This is a genomic window from Rhizobium tropici CIAT 899, assembly GCF_000330885.1.
Classification (GTDB): Bacteria; Pseudomonadota; Alphaproteobacteria; order Rhizobiales; family Rhizobiaceae; genus Rhizobium; species Rhizobium tropici.
Genome location: NC_020062.1, coordinates 720,802 through 747,650 on the forward strand (window position 1 = coordinate 720,802; position 26,849 = coordinate 747,650).

Sequence of the window (26,849 nt, forward strand, 5' to 3'; positions counted from 1 at the left end):
CACAGCTCCATCGTGCTCGTTGGTTGTTTGATTTTCTGTCGCTTGATTGTGCTTTACTCCCTGATGTCGCAAGCTTATTCCTTGTAGGCCCGACCTTTGGGAGGAAGCCGTTTTGGGTAGCCAAAGGAGCGTATGATGACGCAGAAGCGTGAAGTCCCCGGTATTCGTCCCTACAACAGCCCCGCCGGCGGTTGGGGCGCGCTAAAAGCCACGGCAAAGGCTGTCCGCGACCAGATGGATGTCACTGAGGCGCCTGGTCTTCTCCTGCGCACCAATAAACCCACGGGTTTCGATTGTCCCGGCTGCGCATGGCCAGACAAGGAGCATACCTCCACTTTCCAATTCTGCGAAAACGGCGCCAAGGCCGTCACCTGGGAGGCGACGAACAAGCGCGTAACGCCGGAATTCTTTGCCGAGCACACGGTCAGCGAACTTCTGACCTGGAGCGATTACGAGCTGGAAAACTCCGGCCGGTTGACCCATCCGATGGTTTATGACCACGCATCCGATACCTACCGGCCGATTGCCTGGGAGGACGCCTTTGCCCGCATCGGCGAGGTCATGCGCAGCCAGCCCGATCCGGATATGGTCGAGTTCTACACCTCTGGCCGTGCTTCCAACGAAGCTGCCTTCCTGTTTCAGATATTTGCCCGCGAATACGGCACCAACAATTTCCCCGATTGCTCGAATATGTGCCACGAGGCGACCAGCGTCGGCCTGCCGCAATCGATCGGCATCGGCAAGGGTACCGTCTCTCTCGACGACTTCGACGAATGCGATCTGATCATCTCAATGGGGCACAATCCCGGCACCAATCATCCGCGCATGATGGGTACGCTGCATGAATGCTCGCGTCGCGGCGTGCCCATCATCGTCTTCAACCCGCTGAAGGAGCGGGCACTGGAGCGCTTTGCCGATCCGCAGGATCCGATCGAGATGGGAACCTTCGGCTCGACGCGGATCGCGTCGTCCTATTATCAGGTCAAGATCGGCGGCGATGCCGCAGCACTCAAGGGCATCATGAAGGCGGTTCTGGCGCTGGCCGAAACCTCGGAAGATGTTCTCGATCATGCTTTTATCGCGGAGCATACCAACGGCTTCGATGCGCTCGTTGCCGACATCAACCAGACGGAATGGACTGACATCGAGCGTGTCTCTGGTCTTGCCCGCGCTGATCTGGAGCGGGTCGCCGACGCCTACGTCAAGTCAAAGGCGACGATCGTCGCCTATGGCATGGGCATCACCCAGCATGCCAAGGGGACGGCGAATGTCCAGCAGATCGCCAACCTCTTGTTGCTGCGCGGCAATTTCGGCAAGCCGGGTGCCGGCATCTGCCCGCTGCGCGGCCATTCCAATGTGCAAGGCAATCGTACCGTCGGGATTACGGAGAAGCCCACTCCTGCGCTGATCGAAGGCATCGAACGCGCCTTCGGTTTCACCTCGCCGGCTCATCATGGTCACGATGCCGTTGCCGCCATGCAGGCGATGGCGGAGGGCCGCTCCAAGGTGCTGCTTTGCCTCGGCGGCAACTTCTCGATCGCGCTTCCCGATCCGGAACTTTGTGCGCAAGCGATGCGCAAGCTCGATCTCGCCGTTCACATGAACACCAAGCTCAATCGCTCCAATCTGCTTATTGGCAAAGAATCCTTCCTGTTTCCTGTGCTCGGCCGCACCGAGCAGGACGTTCAGGCAACCGGCGCGCAGTCGGTTACGATCGAGGATTCGATGTCGATGGTGCATGCGTCGCGCGGCAGGCTGAAACCGGCCTCCGACCAGCTGCGTTCGGAGCCGGCCATCGTTGCCGCTATGGCGCAGGCGACCCTGCCGAACAGCAAGGTCGCCTGGATGGAACTCATCACCGACTACGATCTGATCCGCGACAAGATCGAGATCGTCTATCCGGATTTTGCCGATTACAATGAGCGCATCCGCGTGCCGGGCGGCTTTCGCCTGCCGCTTGGGCCGACGGAACGCATCTGGAAGACACCTTCCGGCAAGGCAGAATTCAAGCTCTTTGATGGTCTGAACGAAGACATTTCGCTTTTGGATGGTACCATCCTCAAGCTCGCCACCATCCGCAGCCATGATCAGTACAATACGACCATCTATGGTCTGGACGACCGCTATCGCGGCGTCTTTGGTCGCCGCGACGTGCTGTTCATGAACGATAGGGATTTGAAGGCAAAGGGGCTGGAGCATGGCGATCTCGTCGAGATCGAGACCGCGTTGCCCTCAGGCGGCAAGCGGCTCTTGAAGCTGACGGCGATTTCCTACGATATTTCCGAAGGCTCTGTCGCTGCCTATTACCCGGAGGCAAATTGCCTGATCCCGATCGACTACCAGGATAAGGAAAGCGGCACTCCTTCGTATAAGTCCGTTCCGGTGCGGGTCAGCAAGGCGGCTTGATTTTCACGCGATCATCCAGCCAACGTTTGTTACCTTGTTGGCTGGGTAAAGCGCCTACCGCAGCCGATCTCCTTGTTTGTCGAAATAGCGGCGGCGCTCAGACGGGCAGTAAAGATGCAGCGTGTCGCCGCGCTCGATCTCCGGCCCGTCGCGATATTCGGCGATGATCGCCTGGCCGTCCTCTGTCTGGCAGTAGAGATAGCGGGTGCCGCCCAGATATTCGGTGACGTCGACCGTGACCCGCACGGCATCGGCCGCATTGGACGCGACGACGAAATGTTCGGGGCGCATGCCGAGCAGGATCTTTTCTCCGGATGATGGCTTGGTCTGTGAAAGGTCGACCTTGATACTGCCGTTTCCGACCTTCGCCGTCCCGTCGCCAGACCACGCGGCTTCGATCATGTTCATCCTCGGCGAGCCGATAAAGCCGGCGACGAAACTGTTGGCTGGGTCTTCATAGACCTCGCGGGGGCTGCCCACCTGCTCGATCCGGCCGTCCCTGAGCACGACGATCCTGTCGGCAAGCGTCATGGCCTCGGTCTGATCATGGGTGACATAGATCATCGTATTGCCGAGCTCGCGATGCAAGCGGGCAATTTCGATGCGCATGGAGACGCGCAGCTCCGCATCCAGGTTGGAGAGTGGTTCGTCGAAGAGAAAGACATCCGGCTCGCGAACGATGGCGCGTCCGATGGCGACACGCTGGCGCTGGCCGCCGGAAAGCTGCCCCGGCCGGCGTTCGAGTAGATGGTCGATCTTGAGGATCGCGGCGGCGGAGCGCACGCGCCTTTCGATTTCGGATGCGTCGGTCCGGGCCATTTTCAGCCCGAAACCGAGATTGTCGCGAACGCTCATGTGAGGATAGAGCGCATAGGACTGGAAGACCATGGCGATGCCGCGCTCGGACGGATCGAGATCGGTGACATCTCTGCCCTTGATGGCGATCTCGCCGTCGGTGACTTCCTCCAGCCCGGCAATCATGCGCAGCAGCGTGGACTTGCCGCAGCCGGACGGGCCGACGAAGACGACGAAAGCCCCTTCCGGTATGTCGAGGTCGATGCCGTGGATGACCGCGAGCCCGCCGAAGCTTTTGCGGACGCCGGTCAGGCGCATGCCGTTCTTCGTCATGTCAGGCTCCGTGCTGCATCTGATCGGCGCGGATCCAGACAAGCATCTCGCCGGGCTCGCGATTGTCCCAAAGATGATAGGGGATGAAACGTGCGGTGGAGGCGGTGCTTTTCGGCGGTGCCGTCCGGTAGAGATCGGAACCCCAGTCGGCCGTCTCGCGCGTCACGGAAACATCGAGCGCCACAGCCCCATCCAGCGCGGCAATTTCAGCCGTCTTGGCGGATGCCGGATCGCTCGAAAGCGAAATGCCGTTGAGGTCGTGGCCATTGTCCGTCGTCTCGACGCAATAGACGAGCGGGCCGCGCATCAGGGTAGCGCGTCCGGCGTCCTGGCGGACTTTCGGATTGGCAAACAGCGTGCGCGGGATGAGCGGAAGGGTAAGGTCGACGCTATCGCCCGCCTGCCATTCCCGCTCGATGCGGGCATAGCCGTCGACGGTAACCGTTGCGAGATCGACCGATGCACCGTTGATTGCGAGCGTCGCGCCCTCGGCCCATTCGGGAATGCGCAGCGATAGTGCAAATTTAGCTGCGCGATCTGGATTGACCTCGAAGCGAATGGCGCCGTCCCAGGGGTAGCGTGTCTCCTGAGAGAGTTGCACGGTCACGCCACCGGCGAGTGGCACGCGGGCTTTGCTCTCGCCGTAGAGATGAACGGCAATCTCGTTGTCGGCAGCCGCATACATATAGGAGCCGACCGAGGCGAGCAGGCGCGCGATGTTCGGCGGGCAGCAGGGGCAATGATGCCAGGTCCAGCGGTGATGCTTGCCGGCGCTTTCCAGGGGGTTTTCATAGAAGAAGGTCTTGCCGTCCTGCGACAGGCCCGCCATCGCGCCGTTATAGAGCGCCACTTCCATGATGTCGGCGTAGCGGCGGTTCGGACCGCGGCCGAGCATGCGGTTGGCCCAGAAGACCAGGCCGACGGAGGCGCAGGTCTCCGCATAGGCGCTTTCGTTCGGCAGGTCGTAATAGTCCGTAAAGCCCTCGTTGGAGGCAGCCGGTCCGATGCCGCCGGTCACATACATCTGCTTGGTGGTCAGGTCGTCCCAGAGCGTTTCGAGGGTCGAGGTCAGCGTATCGTCATTATATTCCGTGGCGATATCGGCCATGCCAGAATAGAGATACATTGCACGCACGGCATGGCCCACGACCTTGGTCTGTTCGCGCACCGGCAGATGCGACTGGCTGTACTCATAAGTCTTCTGTACGAAATTCTTCGGGTCGCGGCCGTCGCGAAGCGCTTCCTCAGTGAAGAAATGCGGTTCCTGGCCGCGCTCGTCGATGAAGTATTTCGCGAGATCGAGATATTTCTTCTCGCCGGTGACGCGGCCGAGCTTGACGAGCGCCAGCTCCACCTCTTCGTGGCCGCAATAGCCGCGAAGCTGGCCTTCGCCGTGCCCGAAGACGGTGATCATGTAATCGGCAAAACGGCTCATGATGTCGAGCAGCTTGCGCTTGCCCGTTGCCTGGTAATAGGCGACAGCCGCCTCGATCAGATGGCCGGCGCAATAAAGCTCATGGTGGTCTCGCAGATTAGTCCAGCGACGGCCGGGCTGAACGCGCTGGAACCAGGCGTTCAGATAGCCGTCTTCCTGCTGCAGCTTTTCATACATGTCGATGATGGCGTCCGCGCGCGCCTCCAGTTCCGCATTGGGACGGCGATAGAGCGAATAGGCGATGGTCTCGATCGATTTGCCGAGGTCGCTGTCCCAGAACATCTGTGTGGAGCCCGACCATGTCTGCAACGGAATGACGATGCCAGGACTTGGCTGGCTGACGTCAATCGCCTGGATCATGCCGGCTTCGACGCAACGGTCGAGCAAGGTTGCGGCGGTCGAATTGCAGATTGCATCCTGGCGAGAGCCAAACAGGCCGGCTAGCTCGACATTCGGGACGGGCAGGGGGCGAAACTGGCGGTTTTCTCTGTCAGACATAGCTTTGATCCGTTGTTGAAAGGGTTATTTCACCGCGCCGGCCATCAGCCCGCGCATGTAGTAGCGTTGCAGAAGCAAAAAGACGATGACGCAGGGGATGGTCATGACGGCGATGCCCGCCTGGACCGCGCCCCAGTTGACGGCGCCGAGGCGGCCGGTCCTGACGGCGATCATCAGCACCGGCAGGGTGAATTTCTCGTTGCTCGACAGGAGCACCAATGCTGCCAGGAATTCGTTCCAGGCGTTGAGGAAGGCGAAGATCGCGACGGTCGCGACACCCGGCAGCACCAATGGGAAGAGGACGCGAAAGAGAAGTTTCAAATGGCGTGCGCCGTCGATGCGTGCCGCTTCCTCGATTTCCTTCGGCACCGCGTCGAAGGCGTTGCGCATCATGAAGACCGAGAAGGGAAGCTGTAGCGTCACGTAGACGAGCGTCAGCCCGATCAGCGAATTGTTGAGGCCGAGCCTTGCCAGGATGATGAAGAGCGGTGTCAGGATCGACTGGAAGGGGATCATCAGCGTCGCGATGATCAGGATGAAGAGCGCGCCCTTGAAGGGAAAATGATAACGCGAGAAGCCGTAGCCGGCGAGCAGGCTGACGATGACGGTCAGAAGCACCGTTGCGACCGAGACGAAGAGCGAGTTCAGCGTATGCTGGATGACCCCGGCGCCGAAGCCATCGAGCGAGCGATAGGCGTCGAAGCTGAAGCCCGTCGTCGGCCATGGCGGTAGCGGCGGCAGGCTCGCCTCGGTTCCATGCCGGAACGACGATAGCAGCGCGATGGCGAACGGCGCGAAGAAGAAGATGACGATGACGACGCCGATGCCGTGATAGCCGATGCCATCTAAGAGCTTGCGCCGCGCGCGGCGTTCCTTTGCCGTAGTCATGGTTTGGGTCATGGCTTGTCCTCCCCGACACGCAAGAGCCAGAGCTGAACGATGCTGATCAGCACCAGGATGACGAGGAGCGCGATCGAGAGCGCCGCGCCATAGCCGAGGTTGAAGGAGACGAAGGACTGGTTGAAGATGTAATAGACCACCGAAATCATCCGGTTCTGCGGGCCGCCTGATGTCATGATGTAGAACTGGTCGAACGCAAGCACCGAGCCGGTGATGGAGATGATCAGCGCGAGTGCGATCGTGCGGCGCATCAGCGGCAAGGTCAGGTGCCGGAAGCGCTGCCAGCGCTTCGCACCATCGATCCGGGCGGCCTCGGTCAGTTCGGAGGGAATTGCCTGCAGGCCGGTCAGGAGGATGATCATGGTGAAGCCGGCGATCTTCCACACCACCATGACGATGATCGTTGCGAATGCCATGTCGAAATCGGCAAGCAGGTTCGGCCTCTTGTCGACGAGACCGAGCGCCAGAGCGACTGGCGCGAAGAAGCCGGCGTCGACATTGGCGAGCCAGACCCAGAGCAGCGACGCCGTTGCAAGTCCGACGACGACGGGAAGGAAGATGATCGTTCGGTAGAAGCCGACGAACGGCCGATGCTTCTCGACGAAGAAGGCGAGCGGGAAGGCGACTGCGAAGATCGCGATGGTGACGATGACGGTGTAATAGGCGGTGAAGCGCAACGCCGCCATAAAGCGCACGTCCGAGACCATGCGGATATAATTACCGAAGCCGATCCAGCGGGGATTGCCGAGCAATGGCCAGTTGTGGAAGCTCATCCAGAAGGTAAAGACCACGGGTAGCACGAAGAAGACGATCACGAGCGCCATGGCCGGCGCGATATAGAGAAACCCGTGCCAGCCGGCACGCCGTCGTCGTTTTCGGGGACGTGCGGTTGCGATAGCTCCAGGGCCAGCCATGGAATGCTCCCGATATTGCGATGGAGGAACCGGGGAGCGTCAAAGCTCCCCGGCGCGGGTGAGTTTACTATTGTTGGGCATTGTCGATGATCGACTGCATCTCCGTTTGGGCGTTGGAGAATGCGCCATCGACGTCGCTTCCGAAGATGGCTGCATTGGTGAAGCCTGCCCAGGGACCGTTGGCGCTGTTGATCAGGTCGTTGAACTGCAGCGTATAGGGCGTCTTGGCGACGGCGATCGCCTTCAGCCCGACCTGCATACGCGGATCCAGGCCCTGAAGCACCTGGTCGGCGATATCGCCGCGGGTCGGCAGGCTGCCGTATTTCGCCATGATCTTCTGTCCGTCGAGCGAATAGGTATATTCGAGGAACTTCTTCACGGCATCGAGCTTCTTCGTGCCCTTGGAGATGACGAAATTGTCGCCGCCGGCAAAAGAGGACGGTTTACCGTCGACGCCGGGGATCAGCGTCACGCCGAAATGGATATCGGGATATTGCGTGATCAGCGTACCGATCGAAAAGGCGCCGATGCTCTGCTGGCCGATCTTGCCGTTGCTGATGCTGAGGAAATTGGCGCCTGTGTCGCTTGCGGCACCCGCTGGCACCAGATCCTTCTTGACCATGTTGCGGTAGATGTCGACCGCCTTGCGCATTTGCGGCGTGTCGAGCGTCGCCTTCTTGCCGTCCTCCGAGAGAATGTCGGCGCCCGCGCCCCAGACGAGCGGCGTGAAGGTGAAGATCATGCAGCCGCCACAGCCACCGCCGGAGAAATAGAACCCATAGGTATCGCCGCCGAGCGCGCGTATCTTTTCGGCGTTGTTCGTAATCTCCTCCCATGTGGTCGGAGCCTTTTCAGGGTCGAGGCCGGCCTTCTTGTAGAGATCCTTGTTCCAGGCGAAAACCGAGGTTTCGACGGATAGGGGCAGGCCATAGATGTGACTGTCATAGGTGCCGAGCTTCACATGCGAGGGCGACAGCGAATTGAAATAGGGCAGGCTCTTGGCCCAGTCGGTCAGGTCCTCGAGCTGGCCGGCCGCGGCGAAAGCCGGCGTATAGATGAGATCCATCGACAAGGCGTCGGGTGCCTGGCCGCCGGCAATGGCCGTCGCATATTTCTGCACGAGTTCGGCAAAGGGCACTTCGGTCAGCGTGACCTTGTCGTCATGGCCGGCATTATAGGCCTCGACGACTTTCTTGAAGGAATCGCCGATGCCGCTTCGAACCCACATGGAGATGTTTTCGGCGGATGCGGCGGATGCAAGGCATAGAGATATGAGGCCGGTTGCGGCCAGAAATCGCTTCATCATGTTCTCCTCCCATGGGGCTACTCCCGTCAGCCCCTTTTTCCTCTATCAACGATCGGGGCTTCCCCCGCATGATTGCCGGACGATAAGCTCGCACGGCAAAGTTCTGATACCCGGGTCGACGCTGCGTCCCTCCGCAAGTGCGAGTACCGTCAGCCCGGCTTCGCGGCCAAGTGCCTTGAGATTCATGTCGACCGTCGTCAGCGGTGGCCGGGTCTGGGCGGCCACGATCTCCCAATTGTCGAAACCCACCACCGAGACATCCTCCGGCACCCTTACGCCGCGCTCACGAAGCGCATCGACGACCGCGCGGGCGATCTGGTCGTTGCCGCAGAAGATCGCGTCCGGCTTTGCTCCGGCCACGCTCCAAAGCTGTGCGACGGCACGGTGTCCCCAGGCCTCGGACCATGTACCATACATGACCGGCAGCCCGTCTCCGGCGAGGTCGCGATAGGCCTTGGCGCGCTCACGCACTGAAACGAAGCTTTCAGGGCCGGTCACATGGGCGATCCGGCTTCGGCCGAGCCCCTGCAACCATTCGACCGCAAGGGCGGCCCCCTGATAGTCATCTGCGCAGAAGGTGACGCTGCCCGGTGCGCCCTCGGTGAATGCATAGATGACCGGGACAGGCAGATTGGACAGATCCACCGGTAGGCGGCGATCGATCCGCTTCCCCGAGGCGATGATGCCATCCACATGCTTGTCCAACAGCGCGTCCACATGAACCTTTCCAAGCGCCGGATCGTCCTCGATCGTGCAGAGGAAGACCGATACCCCGTGATCGACGAGCGCTTCCGTGATTCCGGCCATGACCGGCAGCGTGAAGCGGCCATATGTATCGTTGGTCAGAAGACCGATCGTGAACGTGCGATTGCTGAGCAATCCCTTGGCGAGCGCGTTCGGACGGAAGCCGATTTCGGCGGCGGCGCGCTTGACCCTTTCGCGCGTCTCGTCGCCCATGCGGCCGGTGTTGTTCAAGGCCTTGGATGCCGTTGAAATGCTCACGCCTGCAACCGCCGCAACGTCATGGATCGTTGCGCGTCCGCTTTTCGCACGCTGATTTTCCAGATGTCTTCTCCCAGTCAGTTTTCATGAGAAAAGCTTTTCTCATGGCGAGAGTCAATATGAGAAAAGCTTTTCTCAAAAATTTTGGGGCGGAAGAGAAGGAGGCCGAAAAGCTGCGTGAGGGCCGTAGCGAATTGGCAGGTCACTGCAGAATGTACGCCATGAAACGAAGCGGCGGCCGAGACCTTGCCGGTTCGGCCACCGTGTTCTAGATCGCCATTAGTTTCAGCCGATCGTCATCAGACTGGCATTGCCGCCGGCAGCCGCGGTGTTGATCGATGTCGTCACCTCTTCGAGCAGCCAATTCAGGCAATAGGCGTCAGCGTTTTTAGCGATTTCTTCGCTCGAGGCCGCCTGGGTGAGAACCAGCGGACCTGGAGTTGCCGAGATCGTCTTGATCGCCTGCTGGACGCGTGCAGCGTCACCTTCGATGAGAGCGCCAGCGAAAGGTCCATCGGCGGCCCAATCTTTCGTCCAGGAAATGCGGTTTGCGACCTGCGTCGGCAGGCTATGAAGCTCTTCCTGCCAGCCGGATGCCGCATCAATGACGATCGAATTGCCTGTTGCAAGGCCTGCGGCGATCTGGACATGGAGGCCAAGTGCCGTCTGCGGAACGAGCAGGATTCTGCCGCGGGGATGCAGAGCATAGAGATTCAGCTCGCCGACCGGCCCTTGCAGTTCGGTATTGAAGCCGAGCGGCGACTGGCTGGCGACAGCACGGGCCTGTTTGGTCACATCCACAGCACCCTTGCTTTCGAGCCAGGCGATAAACTGCTGCGCAGCCGGATCGACCTGCACGGAGGCATCGCGCAACGGTTCCGTCGAGGAGGCGACCAGACGGCGCAGATACATCGGGCCGCCGGCCTTCGGACCGGTACCGGAAAGGCCGCGGCCGCCGAAGGGCTGGACGCCGACGACGGCGCCGATGATGTTGCGGTTAACATAGAGATTGCCGGCGCGCACGCGCTCCGTGACATGGGCGATCATATCGTCAAGCCGGGTGTGCAGGCCAAAGGTCAAGCCGTAGCCGGAGGCATTGATATCGGCAATCAGCTTGTCGAGCCCCTTGCGTTGATAACGCATGATGTGAAGGACCGGGCCGAACACCTCGCGCTTCAGATCGCTCAGCTTCTTCAGCTCGATGATGGTGGGAGCGACGAAGGTACCCTTGGCAGCGCTTTCGGGAAGGTCGAGCTGTTCGACATTGCAACCGAGCTTGCGCATGCGTTCGATATGTTCATCGATGCCGCGCTTGGCGTTGTCGTCGATGACGGGGCCGATATCGACGGCAAGACGGTCGGTCCGGCCGACCGAGAGCTCGCGAAGGGCGCCGCGCAGCATGGTCAGCGTACGATCGGCTACATCCTCCTGCAGGCAAAGGACGCGCAGGGCCGAGCAGCGCTGGCCGGCACTGTCGAAGGCCGAGGCGATGACATCGCCGACGACCTGTTCGGCAAGGGCGGAGGAGTCGACGATCATGCCGTTCTGCCCGCCGGTTTCGGCGATGAGAGGGATCGGCTTGCCGAATTTGGAGAGCCGTTCGGCAAGCTGAGCCTGGATCAGGCGAGCAACTTCCGTCGAGCCTGTGAACATGACGCCGGCGGTTTCGGGAGCACCGACGAGGGCTGCGCCCGTTCTGCCACCGCCGGGGACAAATTGCAGGACATCGCGCGGGATGCCGGCTTCATGCAGGATGCGGACGCCTTGGGCTGCGATCAGCGGCGTATTGCCGGCGGGCTTGGCGACGACCGGATTGCCGGCGACCAGCGCGGCCGCAACCTGACCGGTGAAGATCGCCAGCGGGAAGTTCCATGGGCTGATGCAGACGACAGGGCCGAGCGGCACGCTCTCCGGCTTCAGCACCTGGCGCGCCTGAACGGCATAATAGCGAAGGAAGTCGATCGCTTCCCGGATTTCGCCGACGGCGTTTGCGGCCGATTTGCCAGCTTCGCGGATAGTCAGGCCGACGAGAACAGGCATCTCGCTCTGCATGAGCTCGGCGGCGCGTTCAAGGATGGCGGCCCGCTCTGCGGGGCTCACGGCGGCCCAACGCTCGGCTGCCGCGGCTGCAAGCCGCATGACGTCGGGCGCATCTTCCGGCTCCAGTTCGGTGACATGGCCAACGAGGTCCGTATGGTCGGCAGGATTAAGAACTGCACGGGCCACGCCGCGCTCGGAGCGGTCGGCGAGAAGTGGCTTGGCGGTCCAGTCTTTGGCTGCCGAAGCTTGCAGCTGCGCAGAGAGATCGTTGAGCGCGGTTTCATTTGAGAGATCGACACCAGCGGAATTCTGCCGCGCGCCGCCGAACAAATCGGCCGGGAGAGCGATCTTGTCGTGCTGTGCGCCGACCACGGTCATGCCGCGCACGATCTCGACGGGATCGGCGATCAGCTCGGATACCGGGACGGCAGGGTCGGCGATCTTGTTGACGAAAGACGAGTTGGCGCCGTTTTCGAGCAGGCGGCGGACGAGATAGGCGAGCAGCGTTTCGTGGGTGCCGACTGGCGCGTAGATCCGGCAGGGGCGATTGAGATTTTCGGCGCCCACGACCTCTTCATAGAGCGGCTCGCCCATGCCGTGCAGGCACTGGAATTCGTATTTGCCGACCGCAAACTCGTCGCCAGCCATATGGTAGATGGTGGCCAGGCTCTGGGCGTTGTGGGTGGCAAACTGCGGGAAGACCACGTCGGTCGCGGCCAGCAGCTTCTTGGCGCAGGCGATATAGGAAACGTCGGTGTAGATCTTGCGGGTATAGACGGGGAAACCTTCGAGGCCGTCCAACTGCGCGCGCTTGATCTCGGCGTCCCAATAAGCGCCCTTGACGAGGCGGACCATGAGGCGATGCCCGGAGCGGCGGGCGAGATCGATGATGAAATCGAGGACGAAGGGGCAACGTTTGCCATAGGCCTGCACCACGAAGCCGATGCCATCCCAGCCAGACAGATCCGGATCGAGGCACAGTTCTTCCAGAAGGTCGAGCGAGAGTTCGAGACGGTCTGCCTCTTCGGCGTCGATGTTCAGGCCAATATTATAGCCTTTTGAAAGTAGCGCGAGCGCCTTCACCTTCGGCAGAAGTTCGCCCATCACCCTGTCGGCCTGCGAGCGCGAATAGCGCGGGTGCAGCGCGGAGAGCTTGATGGAGATGCCGGGGCCTTCATAGATGCCGCGGCCGGCTGATGCCTTGCCGATTGCATGGATGGCGTTTTCATAGTCGCGATAGTAGCGCTCGGCATCGGCGTGGGTCGTCGCCGCCTCGCCGAGCATGTCGTAGGAATAGCGGAAGCCTTTCGCTTCAAGCGCACGTGCTCGCTTCAATGCTTCATCGATGGTCTCGCCGGTGACGAATTGTTCTCCCATCATGCGCATGGCCATGTCGACGCCACGGCGGATGACGGGCTCGCCGGCGCGGGCGATCAGCTTTGTCAGCGCGGCGGAAAGGCCGCCTTCGTTGACCGTCGAGGTCAGCTTGCCGGTGACGACCAGTCCCCAGGTCGCGGCATTGACGAACATCGAGCGGCCGCCGCCTATATGCGACTTCCAGTCGCCGCCGGCGATCTTGTCGCGGATGAGTGCGTCGCGCGTCGCGGTGTCCGGGATGCGCAGCAGTGCCTCGGCAAGGCACATGAGCGCGACACCTTCCTGGCTCGACAGCGAATATTCGTGCACCAGTCCTTCGACGCCATCGCCCTTGTGCTTGGCGCGCAGCGCTTCGATCAGCTTCCTGGCGGTCTTTCCAGCAGATTCGCGCGCGGCGTCCGGTAAGGTCGCCGCTTCCACGAGGAAGGGCAGGCATTCCGTTTCGGGACGCCGGTAGGCGGCGGTAATCGCCTGGCGAAGCGGACTCTGGGCGCGGATGGACGGAGCGAAATGCGAAAATGGGGCAGCGTCTGGAGCTGGTTCTTCAGTTGCGAGCTTGGCAGAGACAGTCATGATAACCTCAAGATGCAAGGGCCTGGATGGCTGTGGTTGATGCCAGCGATATCGCCACCCGTAGCCCTCCCGTTGCTTCGGCCAGAACATACTTCATTCCAAGAAAGCATTCCGCCTTGAAACTGCGGCTTTCCAGTCATATTGAACTTCAATAGCGCTTATTTCAAATAGGAATGCCTGCGAAAATGACCAAGTCCAGTGAAATTGACCAGTTCGACCAAAAGATCCTCGACGCACTCGTCGAAGACGGTCGCATGTCGATCACGGAGCTTTCCGAGCGGGTCGGCCTTTCCAAGACTCCCTGCCAGGCACGCCTCAAGAAACTGATCGATTCCGGCTATATCGACGGCTTCAAGGCCATCCTCAATCCGATCAAGCTTGGCCTCGATCACGTCGCCTTTGCCGAAGTAAAACTCACGGATACCCGTGAGGAGGCCTTGCTCAGCTTCAACAATGCCATCAAGAAAATCAAGGAAATCGAAGAGTGCCACATGATCGCCGGTCGCTTCGATTATCTCCTCAAGGTGCGAACCTCGGATATTCGCCGCTATCGCATTGTTCTTGGCGAGAAAATTTCCAGCCTGCCTTTCGTGGCAAGCACTTCGACCAATGTGGTGATGCAGTCGGTCAAGGAAAACTGGTCGTAATTCCGCTTCCTATTTCATCTGCTTTCCCATCCGCCGCGTAAGGCTTCGCCGCCCGATCCATCCTGCCGGCTAAACAATGACCTAGATTCCGCCATTCGAATCGGATCATTGCGAGGCGCTAAAATAAGTAGGATGGAGTATGCATGGAGACCAGTGCAGGCGACCGCGACCTTGTTGAGGTCATGAAGCGATACTTTGCGGTGAAGGCCGAAGTCGAGGAAATGAAGCTTCGCCTGGAGACGGCGAGGCGAGAGAGTGGCGAAGAGATCGATGCATTCTACAATCCGCGCAGCAATCTGAGCCACGCCGCCGATATTATCCGTTCGCATGCTCTCAGGCAGGAGATGGCGCGTCTGATGGATTGGGCCGAAGCCTGGGGGCGGCAGAGCCTGGCGCCAAACGAGGCCTGACGGTCGATAAAAACCGCCAGGCCGCGATCACGAAATCGGGTCGTTTCAGCTATCCGATTTCAGCTTTCCTGCTGTCGCCCAGGACTCTTTCGAAATCTCGGTGATGATGATTTCCACCGATTCCGGCGGGCAGGCGAGTGTTTCTACAGCGGCTTTGGTCGCTTCACGAACGAAAGCGCGCTTCTGGTCTTGCGTGCGGCCGGGATGCATTTCCAAGCGCAGGATGGGCATGGCAACTCCTTGAGCAATTATCGCCGGATGTTCGGCGCCTACGGACTATCTTGCAAAACCATTTGGCGATAAATACGCTTCCATTTGCTTCATTCCGAACCTGTGGGTACGCAATCATGGACAAGTTGGCGGGAATGGCGATGTTCGTCAAAGTAGTCGAACAGGGCAGTTTTGCCGCAGCTGCCGACATAAGCCAGGTGTCGCCGGCCATGGTTGCCAAACATATCAGGACGATCGAACAGCGGCTCGGTGCGCGCCTGCTTCACCGCACCACACGCCGCCATCAGCTGACCGAGGTCGGCAAGCTTTATTACGAGCGATGCAAGACGGTGCTGGCGGAGGTGGAGCATGCCGAGCAATCGGCCTCCGAACTGCAATCGGCACCGCGCGGGCGCCTGCGGCTCGTCGCTCCTGTCAGTTTCGGAACGCAAAGCCTCGTGCCGGCGCTTGTCGACTATCTGCATGAGAATCTTGAGGTCAGCGTCGATCTGGCGCTCGACAATAATCCACATGATCTGATCGGCGAAGGCTACGAACTCGGGATCCATATCGGCGATCTGGCGGACACTAATCTCGTGGCGCGTCCGCTAAAACCCTATCGACGCATTCTTGCGGCGTCGCCGGATTATCTGGATCGCTGCGGCCGGCCGCAAAGCCCCGAGGACCTCGCCAATCATATGTGTCTCGGCCATTCCTACTGGCGGCTCCAGGGGCGCTGGCATCTCGTTGGTCCGGACGGGGAAACGCGTGAGATCGCCATCAAGGGCAGATTCACCACCAATCAGGGCGGGGCTTTGCGCGTTGCCGCTCTGCACGGAGCCGGCATAGTGCTGCAGCCGGAACTGCTCTTGGCGGCCGATCTCGATGCCGGCCGTCTTGAGCCCGTCCTGCCCCTTTGGTCGTACCAGCCGACACCGATGCACCTTGTCTATGCGCCGGACCGGCGTCCGACGGCCATGCTGCGCAGCGTCATCGATTTTCTCGTCGCTCGCTTCGGCTGAGATTCCCCCTCTTTCATCCGCCGCGAATCCATGATCAAATCTGATCATCGGATTGGAAAATGAGGAAAGCGTGGCCAAGGTTACGTTGAAGGATGTGGCGACGGCCGCGGGTGTGGGAGCAGCCACCGTCGAGCGGGCGCTGAACGGGCGCGGCAATGTTTTGCCGGAAACGGCGGAAAAGATCTTCATCGCGGCCAAGCGGCTCGGCTACCGCACGCCGCCGGCGGGGATCAGGCACGGTCTGGTGCGCATCGAGGTCGTGCTGCTGCGGCCTGAAACCTATTTCTATTCAAGGCTCAATCGAGCCTTCGAGCGCATCGCCGCCCTGCTCGACAAGGATATCCAGATCCAGCGGACTTTCGCTAGGGAAGACGATCCCGCCGATTTTTCGCGCCATATCGCCAATCCGCAGGCACGGCGCTCCGCCCTGATCGTCGTTGCGCCCGATCATCCCGATGTGGTCGGCAGCATCCGCAAGGTCGCCGGCGGTGGCATTCCCGTCGTGCAGATCATGACGCGGCCAGCACTGGAGCTGCCTTACGTCGGCATCGACAACGAGGCGGCCGGCCGCACCGCCGCCTTCTACATGGCGCGCATGCAGTCGAATATCTCCGGCACTTTCGTCGCACTCTGCCACAGCGGCGCTTATGAGAACCACAAGGCGCGTATCCGCGGCTTTTCCAACTATCTGCTCGATCATGCGAACCCATCGCATCGCTTCGTTGAAGTCATGTTCGATGAGGACGATGAAATGAAGACGATCGAGCTGCTGACCAACGCCTTCGCCCGGTATCCCGATATTATCGGCCTTTACAGCGCCGGCGGCGACAATGCCGCGATCGCGACGGTTCTGCGCCGGTATCGCCAGCGGCCGGTATTCTGGGTCGGGCATGAATTGTCCGATGCGACGCGCGGCTATCTGAAGGAGGGTTTGATGACGATCGTTCTCGATCAGGCTCCCGAGGTTCAAGCCCGGCGTGCCATCGATCTGACGCTGAAGCGGCTGGGCCTGATCGATACCGATGTCGATCTCGAGCCGGTGCGTTTTCTGACCGTTACCCCGGAAAGCCTCTGAGAACGTTGGCTTACCGCAGATGGGGATGCTGCTCCGGTGTCTACTTGTTCACGGAAACAAGCCAGTTGCGAAACGTTTCAGCATCGTTGGAAAGATGGCTGGCTTCGAGCAGCCAATAGGATTTATCGGTGTCCAGTGCCGTATTGAATAGGGCAACCAGCGTTCCATTGGCCAATTCATCCGAGATCAAGGCAGTGGGGCAGAGGCCCACACCTTGACCGCCGATGACCGACCCGATCATCAAGCCGAAATCGGCAAAGATCGGGCCGGCTCTTGGAGGCTGGTGGATACCTTCGAGGGCGAACCAGCGTGTCCATGCGGCCGCCGTTTCATCGTGCAGGAGGTCGAGATTAAGGAGATCGGCTGGCGTCCTGATCGGTCCGTGACGGCGCTCATATTCTCTCGAACAGGTCGGCCGCGTTTCGGCCGTCAATAGCGAGATGGCATGCGTCGAAGGTCTTGGTCCGTGACGGATCAGAAGATCGACGCTTGCCGCCTCCGGCGTCCTCGCATCGAGCGCGTAGACGATATTGATCTGGATTTCGGGGTATTCCTTCCTGAATGCCGACAGTCGGGGTATCAGCCAACGGGTGGCGACAGAAGCGATACAGGCCACGCTGACCGGCCGACTGTTGCTGGCAAACCGCAGCTGCCGGGCGGCGATATCGATATGTCCGAGGCCGTTTGCCACGGCAGCCCCGAAATCGCGGCCGGCCATAGTCGCCGTGACACCACGGGCATGCCGCGTAAAGAGCTTGATGCCGAGCCATTCCTCCAAGGTGCGCACATGCTGGCTAACGCCGGCGGCCGTAAGATTGAGTTCAGCCGCCGCCTTGGCAAAACTTTCGTGGCGAATGGCCGCCTCGAAGGCGCGAAGGGAGGCAAGCGGGACATGTTGCATCGGACGAGGCTAAGTAAAACTTGGCCAAAGCACAAGCCCGATCACCGTTGCGCAAGGAACTGGCATCCTTACAGTGCTGCCGAAACGAATGTCGGATCGGTGAGGAATGAAAGCCACCATGAACAGTATTTTCGATATGCCAGCACCCGCCGATGCCGAGGAGCGGCGCGGCAAGCCCCCCGTTGTCGTCTATCCGAACGGAACGCTGCCGCCGGTCGACATGGATGTGCTGCGCGTGGCAAGGCAAACCATGACCAAGGTTGCCGAAACCATCGTCGCACCGCGTGAAGGCGGCAGTTTCCGTGTGCCGAAGGGACATTTCTTCCGGATCGTCAGCGTCGAGGGCGCGCAGGTGGGCGATCTCAATCTGTGGAATGCTGCCGATCTTTCCGAGCGCTTTTTCAGCGGCAAGACGAGGGCTTTGCACGCCACCCATGTCGGTGTCGGCGATCGGCTGTGGAGCACGCTGCCCTATCTGCGGCCAATGGCGACGATCACGCATGATACGCTTGGCTGGTATGGTTGGGACGCGGATGGAGCCGGGGTCCACGATGTCATCGGCACCCGCTGCGATCCCTATACGAACCGGCTGCTGAAGGGTGACGACTATCACCATTGCTGCCATTCGAACCTGTCGCGTGCGCTCGCCAAGGAAATGAACATCTCCATCCAGGAGGCGGAGTTCCATGTTCACGACGTGCTGAACGTGTTCATGTGTACCGGATTTACGCGCGACACCCACCAGTATTTCATGAAGGCAAGCCCCGTGCGGCCGGGCGACTTCCTCGAGTTCTTCGCGGAGATCGATCTGCTCGGAGCGCTCTCCGCCTGCCCCGGCGGCGATTGTGGCAGCGAACATTCGAGCGATACAGTGCCCTGCTATCCCTTGCTCGTCGAAATTTGGCGTCCCGGGCCCGAAAGCCTTGCTGGGCGAACATTTCCGGAGCGCAATGCCTATTCAAGGACGCACGGATTATAATTTGCCCGCCTAAAATAGTTTGCCGGCGGTTTTGACCGCCGGCAAATCCAAATCATCCATCAAACGACGCATCCGCGCAGTGTGGATGCATTGCTTATCGCTTAGTTACAAACGCGAATGCGCTCGTAATGCCAGCCATAGTCATACTCGTTCTGGACGCGGCGATCTTCGTACCAGCATCTGGGCTGCGGCGGGGCGACCTCGTAAACCGGGCCTCGGTTGGCAAGAGCGCCGCCGACGATCAGTCCACCGAGAAGACCCGCGGCAACACCGCCAGCGATCGCGCCGCCGTTGCCACGATGATGATGACGACGCCAATCGTCATGGCCGCGCCAGTCACCGCGATGGCCGTCGTAATACTGTGCCTGTGCGCTGCTGACGGGCGCCAATGCGCCGCCTACGACCGCAGCGGCCAGCAAAACCGTAAGAACCGTCTTCTTTATCATGACTACCTCCAAAGCAGTCTTTGTGCTCAGCGAAAACGCGAGTCATCTAATTAACGCCTTCAGCATGATTATGTTCAGCTGAATATTCCATGAATGGCCCGTTCATCGGGCAATAGCGGCTGAAAATAGCCCCTTGCATGGGCTCCTGAGGGGCGATCTTGTCAATTTGGAGGCATCTGCCGGGTCGCCGCCACCCATTCGAGCGTTCGCGATTCGGGGTCAGGATTGCGGGTGATATCCGTTACGACCGCGGCGATATCGGCGCCATGCTCGAATACGCCCGCAAGACGTTCGACCGTCAGGCCGCCGATCGCAACGAGAGGCCGATTGCCGATGCGCGCCTTCCACGCGCCGATCCGATCGAGGCCTTGGGGCGCCCAGGGCATGACCTTGAGCACGGTCGGGTAGATCGGCCCCAGCGCAATATAATCGGGTTCGGCAGCAAGCGCCGTCTCGAGCTCCGCCTCGTCATGTGTCGAAAGCCCCAGCTTCAATCCGGCATCCCGTATGGCGGAGAGATCGGCGGAAGCGAGATCCTCCTGGCCGAGATGGATGAAATCGCAACCCTCCTCGATTGCCAGCTGCCAATAGTCGTTGACGATCAATTGGCACTCATGCGCGGCGCAAATTGCCTTCGCCTCGCGAATTTCGGCGCGGATCTCAGACGTTGAGCGATCCTTGATGCGCAACTGTACCAGCTTGACGCCGAGCGGCACCAACCGCCTGATCCAGGCCGCACTATCGACAATGAGGTAGAAGGGATCGATCGTCACGCGAACACCGCCTTTCCGATCACCGGTGTCGAGGGTACCGCCATATCGCGCGGCTCCAGCATGCCGGCGCCGTATGCCTGTCGGCCGGCATCGATGGCCTTGGCGAAGGCTTCCGCCATCGCGGCCGGATCGCCAGCCCCGGCAACTGCTGTGTTGAGCAGCACGGCATCGAAGCCAAGCTCCATGACGGTCGTTGCATGCGAAGGCCTGCCGATGCCGGCGTCCACTACCAGCGGCACCTCGGGAAAATGGGCCCGCATCGATCGCAGGGCGGAGAGATTGAGCGGCCCGGCCGCCGTTCCGATCGGTGCGCACCAGGGCATCAGCACCTTGCATCCGGCTTCCAGCAGCCGCTCGGCGACGATGAGATCGTCCGTCGTGTAGGGAAAGACCTCGAAACCGTCATTGGTGAGGATTTTTGCCGCTTCCACCAGCGCGAAGACGTCGGGCTGCAGCGTATCGTGATTGCCGATCACCTCGAGCTTGATCCAGTTGGTCCGAAAGACCTCGCGCGCCATTTTCGCGGTCAGAACCGCTTCGGATACGCCGTGGCAGCCTGCTGTATTGGGAAGCACGCGAACACCGAGTTCGCGAATCATCTCGAAGAATGCGCCGCCATTACGCCCGCCTGCCGTTTCCCGGCGCAGTGATACGGTCACGATCCCGGTTTGCGAACGTTTGACGGCTTCCGCCAGTACGGCCGGGGAGGGGTAGCGCGCCGTGCCGAGAAGAAGGCGCGATGTAATTTGGGTTCCGTAGAGTTCAAGCATCGTCAGCCTCCCTGCATGGGCGTCAGGATCTCGATCCTGTCGTCGTCGGTTAGGATGTGGTCGCCGCGTTCCTCGCTATGGACGAGTTCGCCATTGACGGCGGTTGCCAGCCATTCGCCCTCATATTCGAGAGCCGTGAGAAGCTGCGAGAGCGTCGTTGCTTCGACAATCTGCGCTTCGCCGTTGATGATCAGGCGCATTGGCGGCTCCTTTCGTCGTGTCCGGAAAAGACGAGATCAGCGGCTTTCTCGGCCATCGCGGGCGCGAGCAGAAAGCCGTGGCGATAGAGGCCGTTGACAAGGATGGCTTTGCCCTGCCGCATCACGCGCGGAAGGTTGTCTGTAAAGGCAGGGCGGATGCCGGTGTCGGTTTCGACCACGGCGGCTTCGGCAAAGGCCGGGTGCAGCGCATAGGCTGCGTTTAGGAGTTCCATCAGCGAACGGGCGGTGATCGGCCCTTTGAAGTCGGTCTCGATCATCGTCGCGCCGACCATGAACAGGCCTTCGCCGCGCGGCACGATATAGACCGGAAAACGTGGATGCAGCAGGCGGACAGGGCGCGAAAGCGCGATTTCATCGCTCTGCAGATAGAGCATTTCGCCGCGCACGCCGCGCAAATCGCGGATGCGGCCGATGCTGGCAGCCCCTGTGCAGTCGACGATGTCAAAGAAACTATCGTCATCCAGGAGTTCGTCGACAAAGGTGACGCCTTTTGCAGATAGATCGTCCTTCAACGATTGCAGGACCTCACGGGGATCGAGATGTGCTTCCTGTGGAAAGAACAGGCCCTGGCGGAACCGGCCGTCAAGCGAAGGCTCAAGGGCAGCGACTTCGTCTTCGTCTACCCAGCGGTAATTCGTCGTGCGGCTGGCGAATCGTCTCAGCTCGTTTTGATCGCGGTTCGGCGCGACGACGAGCGTTCCATTGCGGACGATCTCGCCGGGCAGAATCGCTTCCCATCGATCGGCGGAATCACGGCCGAGCGTCAGTACAGCCTCATCGGCACTTTCGCACTCGCACCATGGCGCCAGCATGCCGCCGGCAAGCCAGGAGGCGGCATGATGAAAAGTCCGGCTTGGATCTGAGATCGTGACCTCGGCTCCGCGCCGGACCAGCTCGCGTGCGACCGTGAGGCCGGCAACGCCGGCCCCTTTAACGAGAATACGCATGTCATTCAGCCGGGTGCGAGGCCGTATCGACCGGCATATAGAGGTCTCCGCCCTCTCGATACTTGGCGGCCATGGCTTCCAGCCCTTCCTTCTGCGCTTCGGCGCGGATGTCGTGCGAAATCCGCATCGAGCAGAATTTCGGGCCGCACATCGAGCAGAAATGGGCCACCTTATGAGCTTCCTTCGGCAGGGTTTCGTCGTGGAAGCTGCGAGCCGTGTCCGGGTCGAGCGAAAGGTTGAACTGATCTTCCCAGCGGAATTCGAACCGGGCGCGCGACAGAGCATCGTCACGAACCTGCGCGGCCGGATGACCTTTGGCGAGATCCGCCGCATGCGCTGCGATCTTGTAGGTGATGACGCCTGTCTTGACGTCGTTGCGATCGGGCAGACCAAGGTGCTCCTTCGGCGTGACGTAGCAGAGCATCGCCGTCCCGAACCAGCCGATCATGGCAGCGCCGATGCCCGATGTGATGTGGTCATAGCCGGGCGCGATATCCGTCGTCAGCGGTCCGAGCGTATAAAAGGGCGCCTCGCCGCAGACGGAAAGCTGCTTGTCCATGTTTTCCTTGATCTTGTGCATCGGCACATGGCCGGGGCCTTCGATCATCACCTGACAATCCTTGGCCCAGGCGATCTTCGTCAACTCGCCGAGTGTCTCCAGTTCGGCGAACTGCGCGGCGTCGTTGGCGTCAGCTATCGAGCCGGGGCGCAGGCCGTCGCCGAGCGAGAAAGAGACGTCATAAGCACGGCAGATATCGCAGATTTCCTCGAAATGCTCATAAAGGAAGCTCTCGCGATGGTGATGCAGACACCACTTGGCCATGATCGAGCCGCCGCGGGAGACAATGCCGGTGACGCGGTTGACGGTCAGCGGTATGTAATGCAGTCGCACACCGGCATGGATGGTGAAATAGTCGACGCCCTGTTCGGCCTGCTCGATCAGCGTGTCGCGATAGACCTCCCAGGTCAGTTCCTCGGCAATGCCGCCGACCTTTTCCAGCGCCTGATAAAGCGGCACAGTGCCGATCGGCAGCGGCGAATTGCGGATGATCCATTCGCGGATGTTGTGGATGTTACGGCCTGTCGAGAGGTCCATGACGGTATCGGCGCCCCAGCGCGCGGCCCAGACCATCTTCTCGACTTCCTCCGCCATCGAAGAGGTCACGGCGGAATTGCCGATATTGGCGTTGATCTTCACCAGGAAATTCCGGCCGATGATCATCGGCTCGCTTTCGGGGTGATTGATGTTGGCCGGAATGATCGCTCGGCCGCTTGCAACTTCCTGGCGGACGAATTCCGGGGTGACATGATCCGGAATATGGGCGCCGAAGCTTTCGCCATCGCGAATCAGGGCTTCTGCCTTCGCCTTGCGGCCGAGATTTTCGCGGATGGCGATGAATTCCATTTCCGGCGTGATGATGCCGGCGCGCGCATAGGCGAGTTGGGTGACCGCCTTGCCGTCTTTTGCCCGCAGGGGCTGGCGCCTGGCCGGAAATTCCGGTGTCAGCCGCTCGCCGGTGACGAAACCATTGTCTTCAGGGCGCACATGCCGGCCTTCATAAGCCTCGACATCGCCGCGGGCGAGAACCCAGTCGCGGCGTAGCTGAGATAGACCCTCCTCGATGCGGATATCGGCGCCCTCGATCGTGTAGGGGCCGGAAGAATCATAAACAATGACAGGCGGCTCGCCTGAGGTCGGATGGACGCTGATTTCGCGCATCGGCACGCGGATGTCCGGGTGGATCTCTCCGGGAACATAGATTTTCGTGGATGCCGGCAGCGGGCCGGTGGTGACGGTCGGAGTGAGGTTCTTTGCGGCAATATTCATGGTTTGAGGCTCCAAGTTGCAGTTGGAGACCCAGTCAATCAGCCGGAATGATGGAAAGACGCCGGCATGGAATCCACGCGGGAATCCGAAGCCTTCAAGCGCTTGCACCGTCCCTACGCCAGTATGAACTGGATCAGGTTCAACGGGTCACTGCGCCACAGGAGGCAAAGCCTCATTGTCCAGCAGTATCTCAGCCCCTTGCCGGGACCCCCCTGGTGAATACGAAAAGGCTATGCCTTACCCTTGTTCTCTGTCAACCCCGCAACGACGGTCGCATCTTCTCAATCGATTGATCAGTGTGGCGCGGGAGCGCGTAGATTCTACAGGGGGCGAGCCTCCGATAGGCGCGATCGTCATCTCCGATGACGCTGCTCTTGATCCATGCCCGTTCCCGCATAAACGGTACCGATGAAAATTCTGGATCGCGAGTCTGATTGGGGAAGACTGCCTCGATTTGGGGCGAATTCTTAAACCTTGGCGAGGCTGAATACTCCGGCAGTAAAAGGCCCAGCCAGCCGCCAGTTGCATTTAAGCAACAGCAATCAAGTCTAGTGCCGGGGCGGGTTTCACAGAATTGACAAACATACGGGCTGTTTGTAAACCAAACATAGGACATAAACTGTCTTACGGACGAGCAATCGGCCGGATCGGTAGAGGCATTTCAAAACCTTTGCCGCGGGGTGAATTATGGAGGTTAGAGGGGACTCAAGCCGACATCAGGTGCGTATCTGCCGGACTGCCCGGTTGCGTTTAAGCTGACGTAATCCTCAGGGTGGTGTTCCAGCTTTGTACTCGCGGTAAATTGGAATGCATATTGCAACCAGGAGTTTAAAATGAACATCAAGAGCCTTCTTCTCGGCTCCGCTGCTGCGCTGGCAGCAGTTTCTGGCGCCCATGCGGCTGACGCGATCGTCGCTGCTGAGCCCGAGCCGCTGGAATACGTTCGCATCTGCGACGCCTACGGCGCTGGCTACTTCTTCATTCCAGGCACTGAAACCTGCCTCAAGATCGGCGGCCGCGTCCGTACCGAAGGCGAGTGGTACGATGCCTACAACCCGAACAGCCATAACGGTACGCTGTGGCACACCCGTGCGGAGCTGAGCGTCGACACGGCAACCGACACCGAATACGGCCCGCTGAAGACCAACACGGTCATCCGTTGGGATTGGAATGACGGTAACTCCACTTCCACGAAGCTGCTGTTCGCAAACATCAGCCTCGGCGGTTTCCTCGTCGGTAAGGCTGACTCCCAGTACAACTCCTACATCGGTTATGCCGGCGACGTCATCAACGACGACGTGATCTATGACGGTCCGTACGAACTCAACCAGTTGACCTACAACTACGACGCCGGCAACGGCTTCACGGCTGTGATCTCGGTTGAAGACTCGAACTCCAGCGGCTCGGGCGCTTCCTATGGCTCCAGCTGGTGGTCTGACGACAAGGGCAACCACTACGCTCCCGACGTCGTTGCCGGTGCTGGCTTCAAGTCCGGTGCATGGGGCTTCAAGGTCGTTGGCGGTTACGACTCGATCGTCGAAGAAGGCGCTATCAAGGCTCGTGTCGATGCTGACTTCGGTACCTTCTCGGCCTTCTTGATGGGCGGTTGGAACACCGATGGCGACAAGCTGAACAAGTATGCCGGCACCAACCTCGATCGTTCGGCTTGCCCGATTAACGATGCATCGAAGTGCGGCTGGGGTGACTGGGCTGTTTGGGGCGGCGTTGGCGTTCCGATCAACGAAAAGCTGAAGTGGAACCTGCAGCTCGCCTACACCGATTCGAAGATCTTTGCCGCAACCACCAACGTCAAGTGGAACCCGGTCAAGAACCTGCTCATCGAGCCGGAAGTCTCCTACACCAACTTCGATTCTGTGAACCAGGATCAGTGGGCTGGTATCCTGCGCTTCGAGCGTAGCTTCTAATATTGAATTACCCGGCTCAATGCCGGGTAAGAGAAGCCTGACGTTCCAATCCGTCAGGCTTCTTTCATCGATCGGTTGACCTCCGATCAAAGCAAAGGATCTGGCTTTCCCTCCGGATCCTTTTTTATTTCCAGCTTTGGGAAATCGGTTCAGCTCCCGGCAGAAGCTTCAAACCGCCGTCGTTGATTCTCTTCAATTCCGAAGGTAAAACCGTTCTAGGCTTTTTCCGGTATCATTGCGGCAATCGCCAGTTCCTGCGTCTGTGCCAGCGGGAACCAGGTCTTCAGCACCATCTTTATGAACATCTGTCCACACGGGACCAATTCGAAGCTGCCTCGGTCGAGGGTCCATTCGGTGATCAGGCCGCCGATGACCGCTGTCAATGCGGAAGAGGCGGTATCCGGGGTCCAGGGAGCCGGAAGTTTCGTCTTTTCATCCATAAGGGTGAATATGCGTTCGAAATTCTCGTGCATGTCGTGCCGAAACGAACTCGCCCGGCTCGTAGTGCCGTCGCAAAACGCCATGTCGAGATGCATCATAACTTTCAGCATGCTGCGCTTGCGCGGGTCGCTGTGAATATCGTCAAATATCGCGGCTATGGTATCGGCGATGAGATCAAGCGGGTTGGGCGGCAGTTCCTTCGACATCCGCTCCGCCAGATCCTTGAACGGCTGCTGGGCCTCGTCGCGGATCGCAAACATCAGCCCTTGCTTGTTCTTGAAATGCCAGTGCACTGCCCCCCGCGTGACACCGGCGGCTACGGCTATCTCTTCCAGGCTGACATTCTCGTAGCCCTTGTCGAGAAACAGAGCTTTTGCGGATTGCAAAATCTCGTTCCTCGTTTCTGCCGCCTCCTCCTTAGTTCGCCTCATTCACCTCTCCACAGAAACCGATGTTCAAGCTGTGCCCCTCTTCTTGATATTCTTCTTCCATCATGCCGTTCAGTGCTGGAGCCCATATACCAGCGATGCTCAACGGAGTGGAGGTATTTATCTATCCTCAAAAATTGAGCAAGCAAATCGCAACAGAATATATCCTGTCAAGCGCTATAAGCCACGCGCAAGTTTCCGTGAGCAATTTCCCCATGTTGTGAAGTGAAAATCGGAAAGTGCAAAC

At 60.0% G+C, this 26,849-nt stretch carries 23 protein-coding genes and 1 riboswitch; of the genes, 7 read left to right on the forward strand and 16 right to left on the reverse strand.

The window, feature by feature from the left end; translation table 11 throughout:
* The first annotated feature begins 135 nt into the window (after positions 1-135).
* A complete protein-coding gene (locus RTCIAT899_RS25455) occupies positions 136-2,406 on the forward strand; it encodes an FdhF/YdeP family oxidoreductase (RefSeq protein WP_015342695.1) in 2,271 nt (756 codons plus the stop codon).
* 54 nt (positions 2,407-2,460) lie between these two features.
* Here RTCIAT899_RS25455 and RTCIAT899_RS25460 read toward each other — a convergent pair whose 3' ends face one another.
* From RTCIAT899_RS25460 to putA, 7 genes are all read right to left on the reverse strand, one after another.
* Positions 2,461-3,534 (reverse strand): ABC transporter ATP-binding protein, encoded by a 1,074-nt coding sequence (locus RTCIAT899_RS25460; RefSeq protein WP_015342696.1) that lies wholly within the window; start codon positions 3,532-3,534, stop codon positions 2,461-2,463.
* Between the two features lies 1 nt (position 3,535).
* Entirely contained in the window at positions 3,536-5,467 is a 1,932-nt protein-coding gene (locus RTCIAT899_RS25465; protein WP_015342697.1) for a glycoside hydrolase family 127 protein, read from the reverse strand.
* 24 nt (positions 5,468-5,491) lie between these two features.
* A complete protein-coding gene (locus RTCIAT899_RS25470; RefSeq protein WP_041678381.1) occupies positions 5,492-6,355 on the reverse strand; it encodes a carbohydrate ABC transporter permease in 864 nt (287 codons plus the stop codon).
* An 8-nt stretch (positions 6,356-6,363) separates the two neighbouring features.
* Positions 6,364-7,281 carry a carbohydrate ABC transporter permease gene (locus RTCIAT899_RS25475; RefSeq protein WP_015342699.1) on the reverse strand — a complete coding sequence of 306 codons (918 nt, stop codon included), beginning with the start codon at positions 7,279-7,281 and terminating at the stop codon, positions 6,364-6,366.
* A gap of 67 nt (positions 7,282-7,348) precedes the next feature.
* Positions 7,349-8,587, reverse strand: a complete 1,239-nt coding sequence (locus RTCIAT899_RS25480) for an ABC transporter substrate-binding protein (protein ID WP_041678168.1) — start codon at positions 8,585-8,587, stop codon at positions 7,349-7,351.
* 45 nt (positions 8,588-8,632) lie between these two features.
* Positions 8,633-9,589 (reverse strand): LacI family DNA-binding transcriptional regulator, encoded by a 957-nt coding sequence (locus RTCIAT899_RS25485; RefSeq protein WP_015342701.1) that lies wholly within the window; start codon positions 9,587-9,589, stop codon positions 8,633-8,635.
* A gap of 285 nt (positions 9,590-9,874) precedes the next feature.
* Positions 9,875-13,579 (reverse strand): trifunctional transcriptional regulator/proline dehydrogenase/L-glutamate gamma-semialdehyde dehydrogenase, encoded by a 3,705-nt coding sequence (putA, locus tag RTCIAT899_RS25490; RefSeq protein ID WP_015342702.1) that lies wholly within the window; start codon positions 13,577-13,579, stop codon positions 9,875-9,877.
* A gap of 185 nt (positions 13,580-13,764) precedes the next feature.
* On the opposite strand from putA, the gene RTCIAT899_RS25495 reads away from it, so the two are divergent.
* Together RTCIAT899_RS25495 and RTCIAT899_RS25500 are read left to right on the forward strand one after the other, a co-directional pair.
* Positions 13,765-14,226: an Lrp/AsnC family transcriptional regulator gene (locus tag RTCIAT899_RS25495; RefSeq protein ID WP_015342703.1), complete on the forward strand. Its 462-nt coding sequence runs from the start codon at positions 13,765-13,767 to the stop codon at positions 14,224-14,226.
* A 143-nt stretch (positions 14,227-14,369) separates the two neighbouring features.
* Entirely contained in the window at positions 14,370-14,636 is a 267-nt protein-coding gene (locus tag RTCIAT899_RS25500) for a hypothetical protein (RefSeq protein ID WP_015342704.1), read from the forward strand.
* A gap of 45 nt (positions 14,637-14,681) precedes the next feature.
* Here the strand turns inward: RTCIAT899_RS25500 and RTCIAT899_RS25505 are convergent, their stop codons facing one another.
* Positions 14,682-14,867 (reverse strand): 4-oxalocrotonate tautomerase, encoded by a 186-nt coding sequence (locus RTCIAT899_RS25505; protein ID WP_015342705.1) that lies wholly within the window; start codon positions 14,865-14,867, stop codon positions 14,682-14,684.
* Positions 14,868-14,983: 116 nt separating this feature from the next.
* On the opposite strand from RTCIAT899_RS25505, the gene RTCIAT899_RS25510 reads away from it, so the two are divergent.
* Positions 14,984-15,868, forward strand: coding sequence for a LysR family transcriptional regulator (locus RTCIAT899_RS25510; RefSeq protein WP_015342706.1), 885 nt, complete (start codon positions 14,984-14,986; stop codon positions 15,866-15,868).
* Between the two features lie 70 nt (positions 15,869-15,938).
* Complete coding sequence (locus tag RTCIAT899_RS25515; RefSeq protein WP_015342707.1) at positions 15,939-16,943, forward strand: LacI family DNA-binding transcriptional regulator; 1,005 nt, start codon at positions 15,939-15,941, stop codon at positions 16,941-16,943.
* 40 nt (positions 16,944-16,983) lie between these two features.
* On the opposite strand, the gene RTCIAT899_RS25520 is transcribed toward RTCIAT899_RS25515, so the two are convergent.
* Positions 16,984-17,844, reverse strand: coding sequence for a LysR substrate-binding domain-containing protein (locus RTCIAT899_RS25520; RefSeq protein ID WP_015342708.1), 861 nt, complete (start codon positions 17,842-17,844; stop codon positions 16,984-16,986).
* Between the two features lie 118 nt (positions 17,845-17,962).
* On the opposite strand from RTCIAT899_RS25520, the gene RTCIAT899_RS25525 reads away from it, so the two are divergent.
* On the forward strand, positions 17,963-18,823 hold the full coding sequence (locus RTCIAT899_RS25525) for an urea carboxylase-associated family protein (protein WP_015342709.1): 861 nt from the start codon (positions 17,963-17,965) through the stop codon (positions 18,821-18,823).
* Positions 18,824-18,924: 101 nt separating this feature from the next.
* Here the strand turns inward: RTCIAT899_RS25525 and RTCIAT899_RS25530 are convergent, their stop codons facing one another.
* From RTCIAT899_RS25530 to thiC, 6 genes are all read right to left on the reverse strand, one after another.
* Complete coding sequence (locus tag RTCIAT899_RS25530; RefSeq protein ID WP_015342710.1) at positions 18,925-19,269, reverse strand: hypothetical protein; 345 nt, start codon at positions 19,267-19,269, stop codon at positions 18,925-18,927.
* Between the two features lie 161 nt (positions 19,270-19,430).
* Positions 19,431-20,042 carry a thiamine phosphate synthase gene (locus RTCIAT899_RS25535; protein ID WP_015342711.1) on the reverse strand — a complete coding sequence of 204 codons (612 nt, stop codon included), beginning with the start codon at positions 20,040-20,042 and terminating at the stop codon, positions 19,431-19,433.
* Positions 20,039-20,812: a thiazole synthase gene (locus tag RTCIAT899_RS25540; RefSeq protein ID WP_015342712.1), complete on the reverse strand. Its 774-nt coding sequence runs from the start codon at positions 20,810-20,812 to the stop codon at positions 20,039-20,041. The genes RTCIAT899_RS25535 and RTCIAT899_RS25540 overlap by 4 nt, the downstream gene beginning before the upstream one ends.
* Before the next feature lie 2 nt (positions 20,813-20,814).
* Positions 20,815-21,012: a sulfur carrier protein ThiS gene (gene thiS, locus RTCIAT899_RS25545; RefSeq protein ID WP_015342713.1), complete on the reverse strand. Its 198-nt coding sequence runs from the start codon at positions 21,010-21,012 to the stop codon at positions 20,815-20,817.
* Entirely contained in the window at positions 21,003-21,980 is a 978-nt protein-coding gene (gene thiO / locus RTCIAT899_RS25550) for a glycine oxidase ThiO (RefSeq protein ID WP_015342714.1), read from the reverse strand. Before thiO ends, thiS begins: the two co-directional genes overlap by 10 nt.
* A gap of 1 nt (position 21,981) precedes the next feature.
* Positions 21,982-23,808, reverse strand: coding sequence for a phosphomethylpyrimidine synthase ThiC (gene thiC / locus RTCIAT899_RS25555; RefSeq protein ID WP_015342715.1), 1,827 nt, complete (start codon positions 23,806-23,808; stop codon positions 21,982-21,984).
* A gap of 92 nt (positions 23,809-23,900) precedes the next feature.
* Positions 23,901-24,032, reverse strand: a riboswitch (TPP riboswitch).
* 609 nt (positions 24,033-24,641) lie between these two features.
* On the opposite strand from thiC, the gene RTCIAT899_RS25560 reads away from it, so the two are divergent.
* Entirely contained in the window at positions 24,642-25,733 is a 1,092-nt protein-coding gene (locus RTCIAT899_RS25560; protein ID WP_015342717.1) for a porin, read from the forward strand.
* A gap of 215 nt (positions 25,734-25,948) precedes the next feature.
* Here RTCIAT899_RS25560 and RTCIAT899_RS25565 read toward each other — a convergent pair whose 3' ends face one another.
* Complete coding sequence (locus RTCIAT899_RS25565) at positions 25,949-26,605, reverse strand: TetR family transcriptional regulator (protein ID WP_015342718.1); 657 nt, start codon at positions 26,603-26,605, stop codon at positions 25,949-25,951.
* Positions 26,606-26,849 lie beyond the last annotated feature (244 nt).

What these genes read in the sequence shown, in the direction of transcription:
- thiO (WP_015342714.1), bottom strand. Translation starts at nt 21,980, where the DNA reads ATGCGTATTCTCGTTAAAGGGGCCGGCGTTGCCGGCCTCACGGTCGCA.
- RTCIAT899_RS25530 (WP_015342710.1), bottom strand. Translation starts at nt 19,269, where the DNA reads ATGATAAAGAAGACGGTTCTTACGGTTTTGCTGGCCGCTGCGGTCGTA.
- thiC (WP_015342715.1), bottom strand. Translation starts at nt 23,808, where the DNA reads ATGAATATTGCCGCAAAGAACCTCACTCCGACCGTCACCACCGGCCCG.
- putA (WP_015342702.1), bottom strand. Translation starts at nt 13,579, where the DNA reads ATGACTGTCTCTGCCAAGCTCGCAACTGAAGAACCAGCTCCAGACGCT.
- RTCIAT899_RS25560 (WP_015342717.1), top strand. Translation starts at nt 24,642, where the DNA reads ATGAACATCAAGAGCCTTCTTCTCGGCTCCGCTGCTGCGCTGGCAGCA.
- RTCIAT899_RS25525 (WP_015342709.1), top strand. Translation starts at nt 17,963, where the DNA reads ATGAACAGTATTTTCGATATGCCAGCACCCGCCGATGCCGAGGAGCGG.
- RTCIAT899_RS25465 (WP_015342697.1), bottom strand. Translation starts at nt 5,467, where the DNA reads ATGTCTGACAGAGAAAACCGCCAGTTTCGCCCCCTGCCCGTCCCGAAT.
- thiS (WP_015342713.1), bottom strand. Translation starts at nt 21,012, where the DNA reads ATGCGCCTGATCATCAACGGCGAAGCGCAGATTGTCGAAGCAACGACG.
- RTCIAT899_RS25505 (WP_015342705.1), bottom strand. Translation starts at nt 14,867, where the DNA reads ATGCCCATCCTGCGCTTGGAAATGCATCCCGGCCGCACGCAAGACCAG.
- RTCIAT899_RS25470 (WP_041678381.1), bottom strand. Translation starts at nt 6,355, where the DNA reads ATGACTACGGCAAAGGAACGCCGCGCGCGGCGCAAGCTCTTAGATGGC.
- RTCIAT899_RS25455 (WP_015342695.1), top strand. Translation starts at nt 136, where the DNA reads ATGACGCAGAAGCGTGAAGTCCCCGGTATTCGTCCCTACAACAGCCCC.
- RTCIAT899_RS25565 (WP_015342718.1), bottom strand. Translation starts at nt 26,605, where the DNA reads ATGAGGCGAACTAAGGAGGAGGCGGCAGAAACGAGGAACGAGATTTTG.
- RTCIAT899_RS25475 (WP_015342699.1), bottom strand. Translation starts at nt 7,281, where the DNA reads ATGGCTGGCCCTGGAGCTATCGCAACCGCACGTCCCCGAAAACGACGA.
- RTCIAT899_RS25540 (WP_015342712.1), bottom strand. Translation starts at nt 20,812, where the DNA reads ATGCTTGAACTCTACGGAACCCAAATTACATCGCGCCTTCTTCTCGGC.
- RTCIAT899_RS25520 (WP_015342708.1), bottom strand. Translation starts at nt 17,844, where the DNA reads ATGCAACATGTCCCGCTTGCCTCCCTTCGCGCCTTCGAGGCGGCCATT.
- RTCIAT899_RS25495 (WP_015342703.1), top strand. Translation starts at nt 13,765, where the DNA reads ATGACCAAGTCCAGTGAAATTGACCAGTTCGACCAAAAGATCCTCGAC.
- RTCIAT899_RS25500 (WP_015342704.1), top strand. Translation starts at nt 14,370, where the DNA reads ATGGAGACCAGTGCAGGCGACCGCGACCTTGTTGAGGTCATGAAGCGA.
- RTCIAT899_RS25480 (WP_041678168.1), bottom strand. Translation starts at nt 8,587, where the DNA reads ATGATGAAGCGATTTCTGGCCGCAACCGGCCTCATATCTCTATGCCTT.
- RTCIAT899_RS25460 (WP_015342696.1), bottom strand. Translation starts at nt 3,534, where the DNA reads ATGACGAAGAACGGCATGCGCCTGACCGGCGTCCGCAAAAGCTTCGGC.
- RTCIAT899_RS25510 (WP_015342706.1), top strand. Translation starts at nt 14,984, where the DNA reads ATGGACAAGTTGGCGGGAATGGCGATGTTCGTCAAAGTAGTCGAACAG.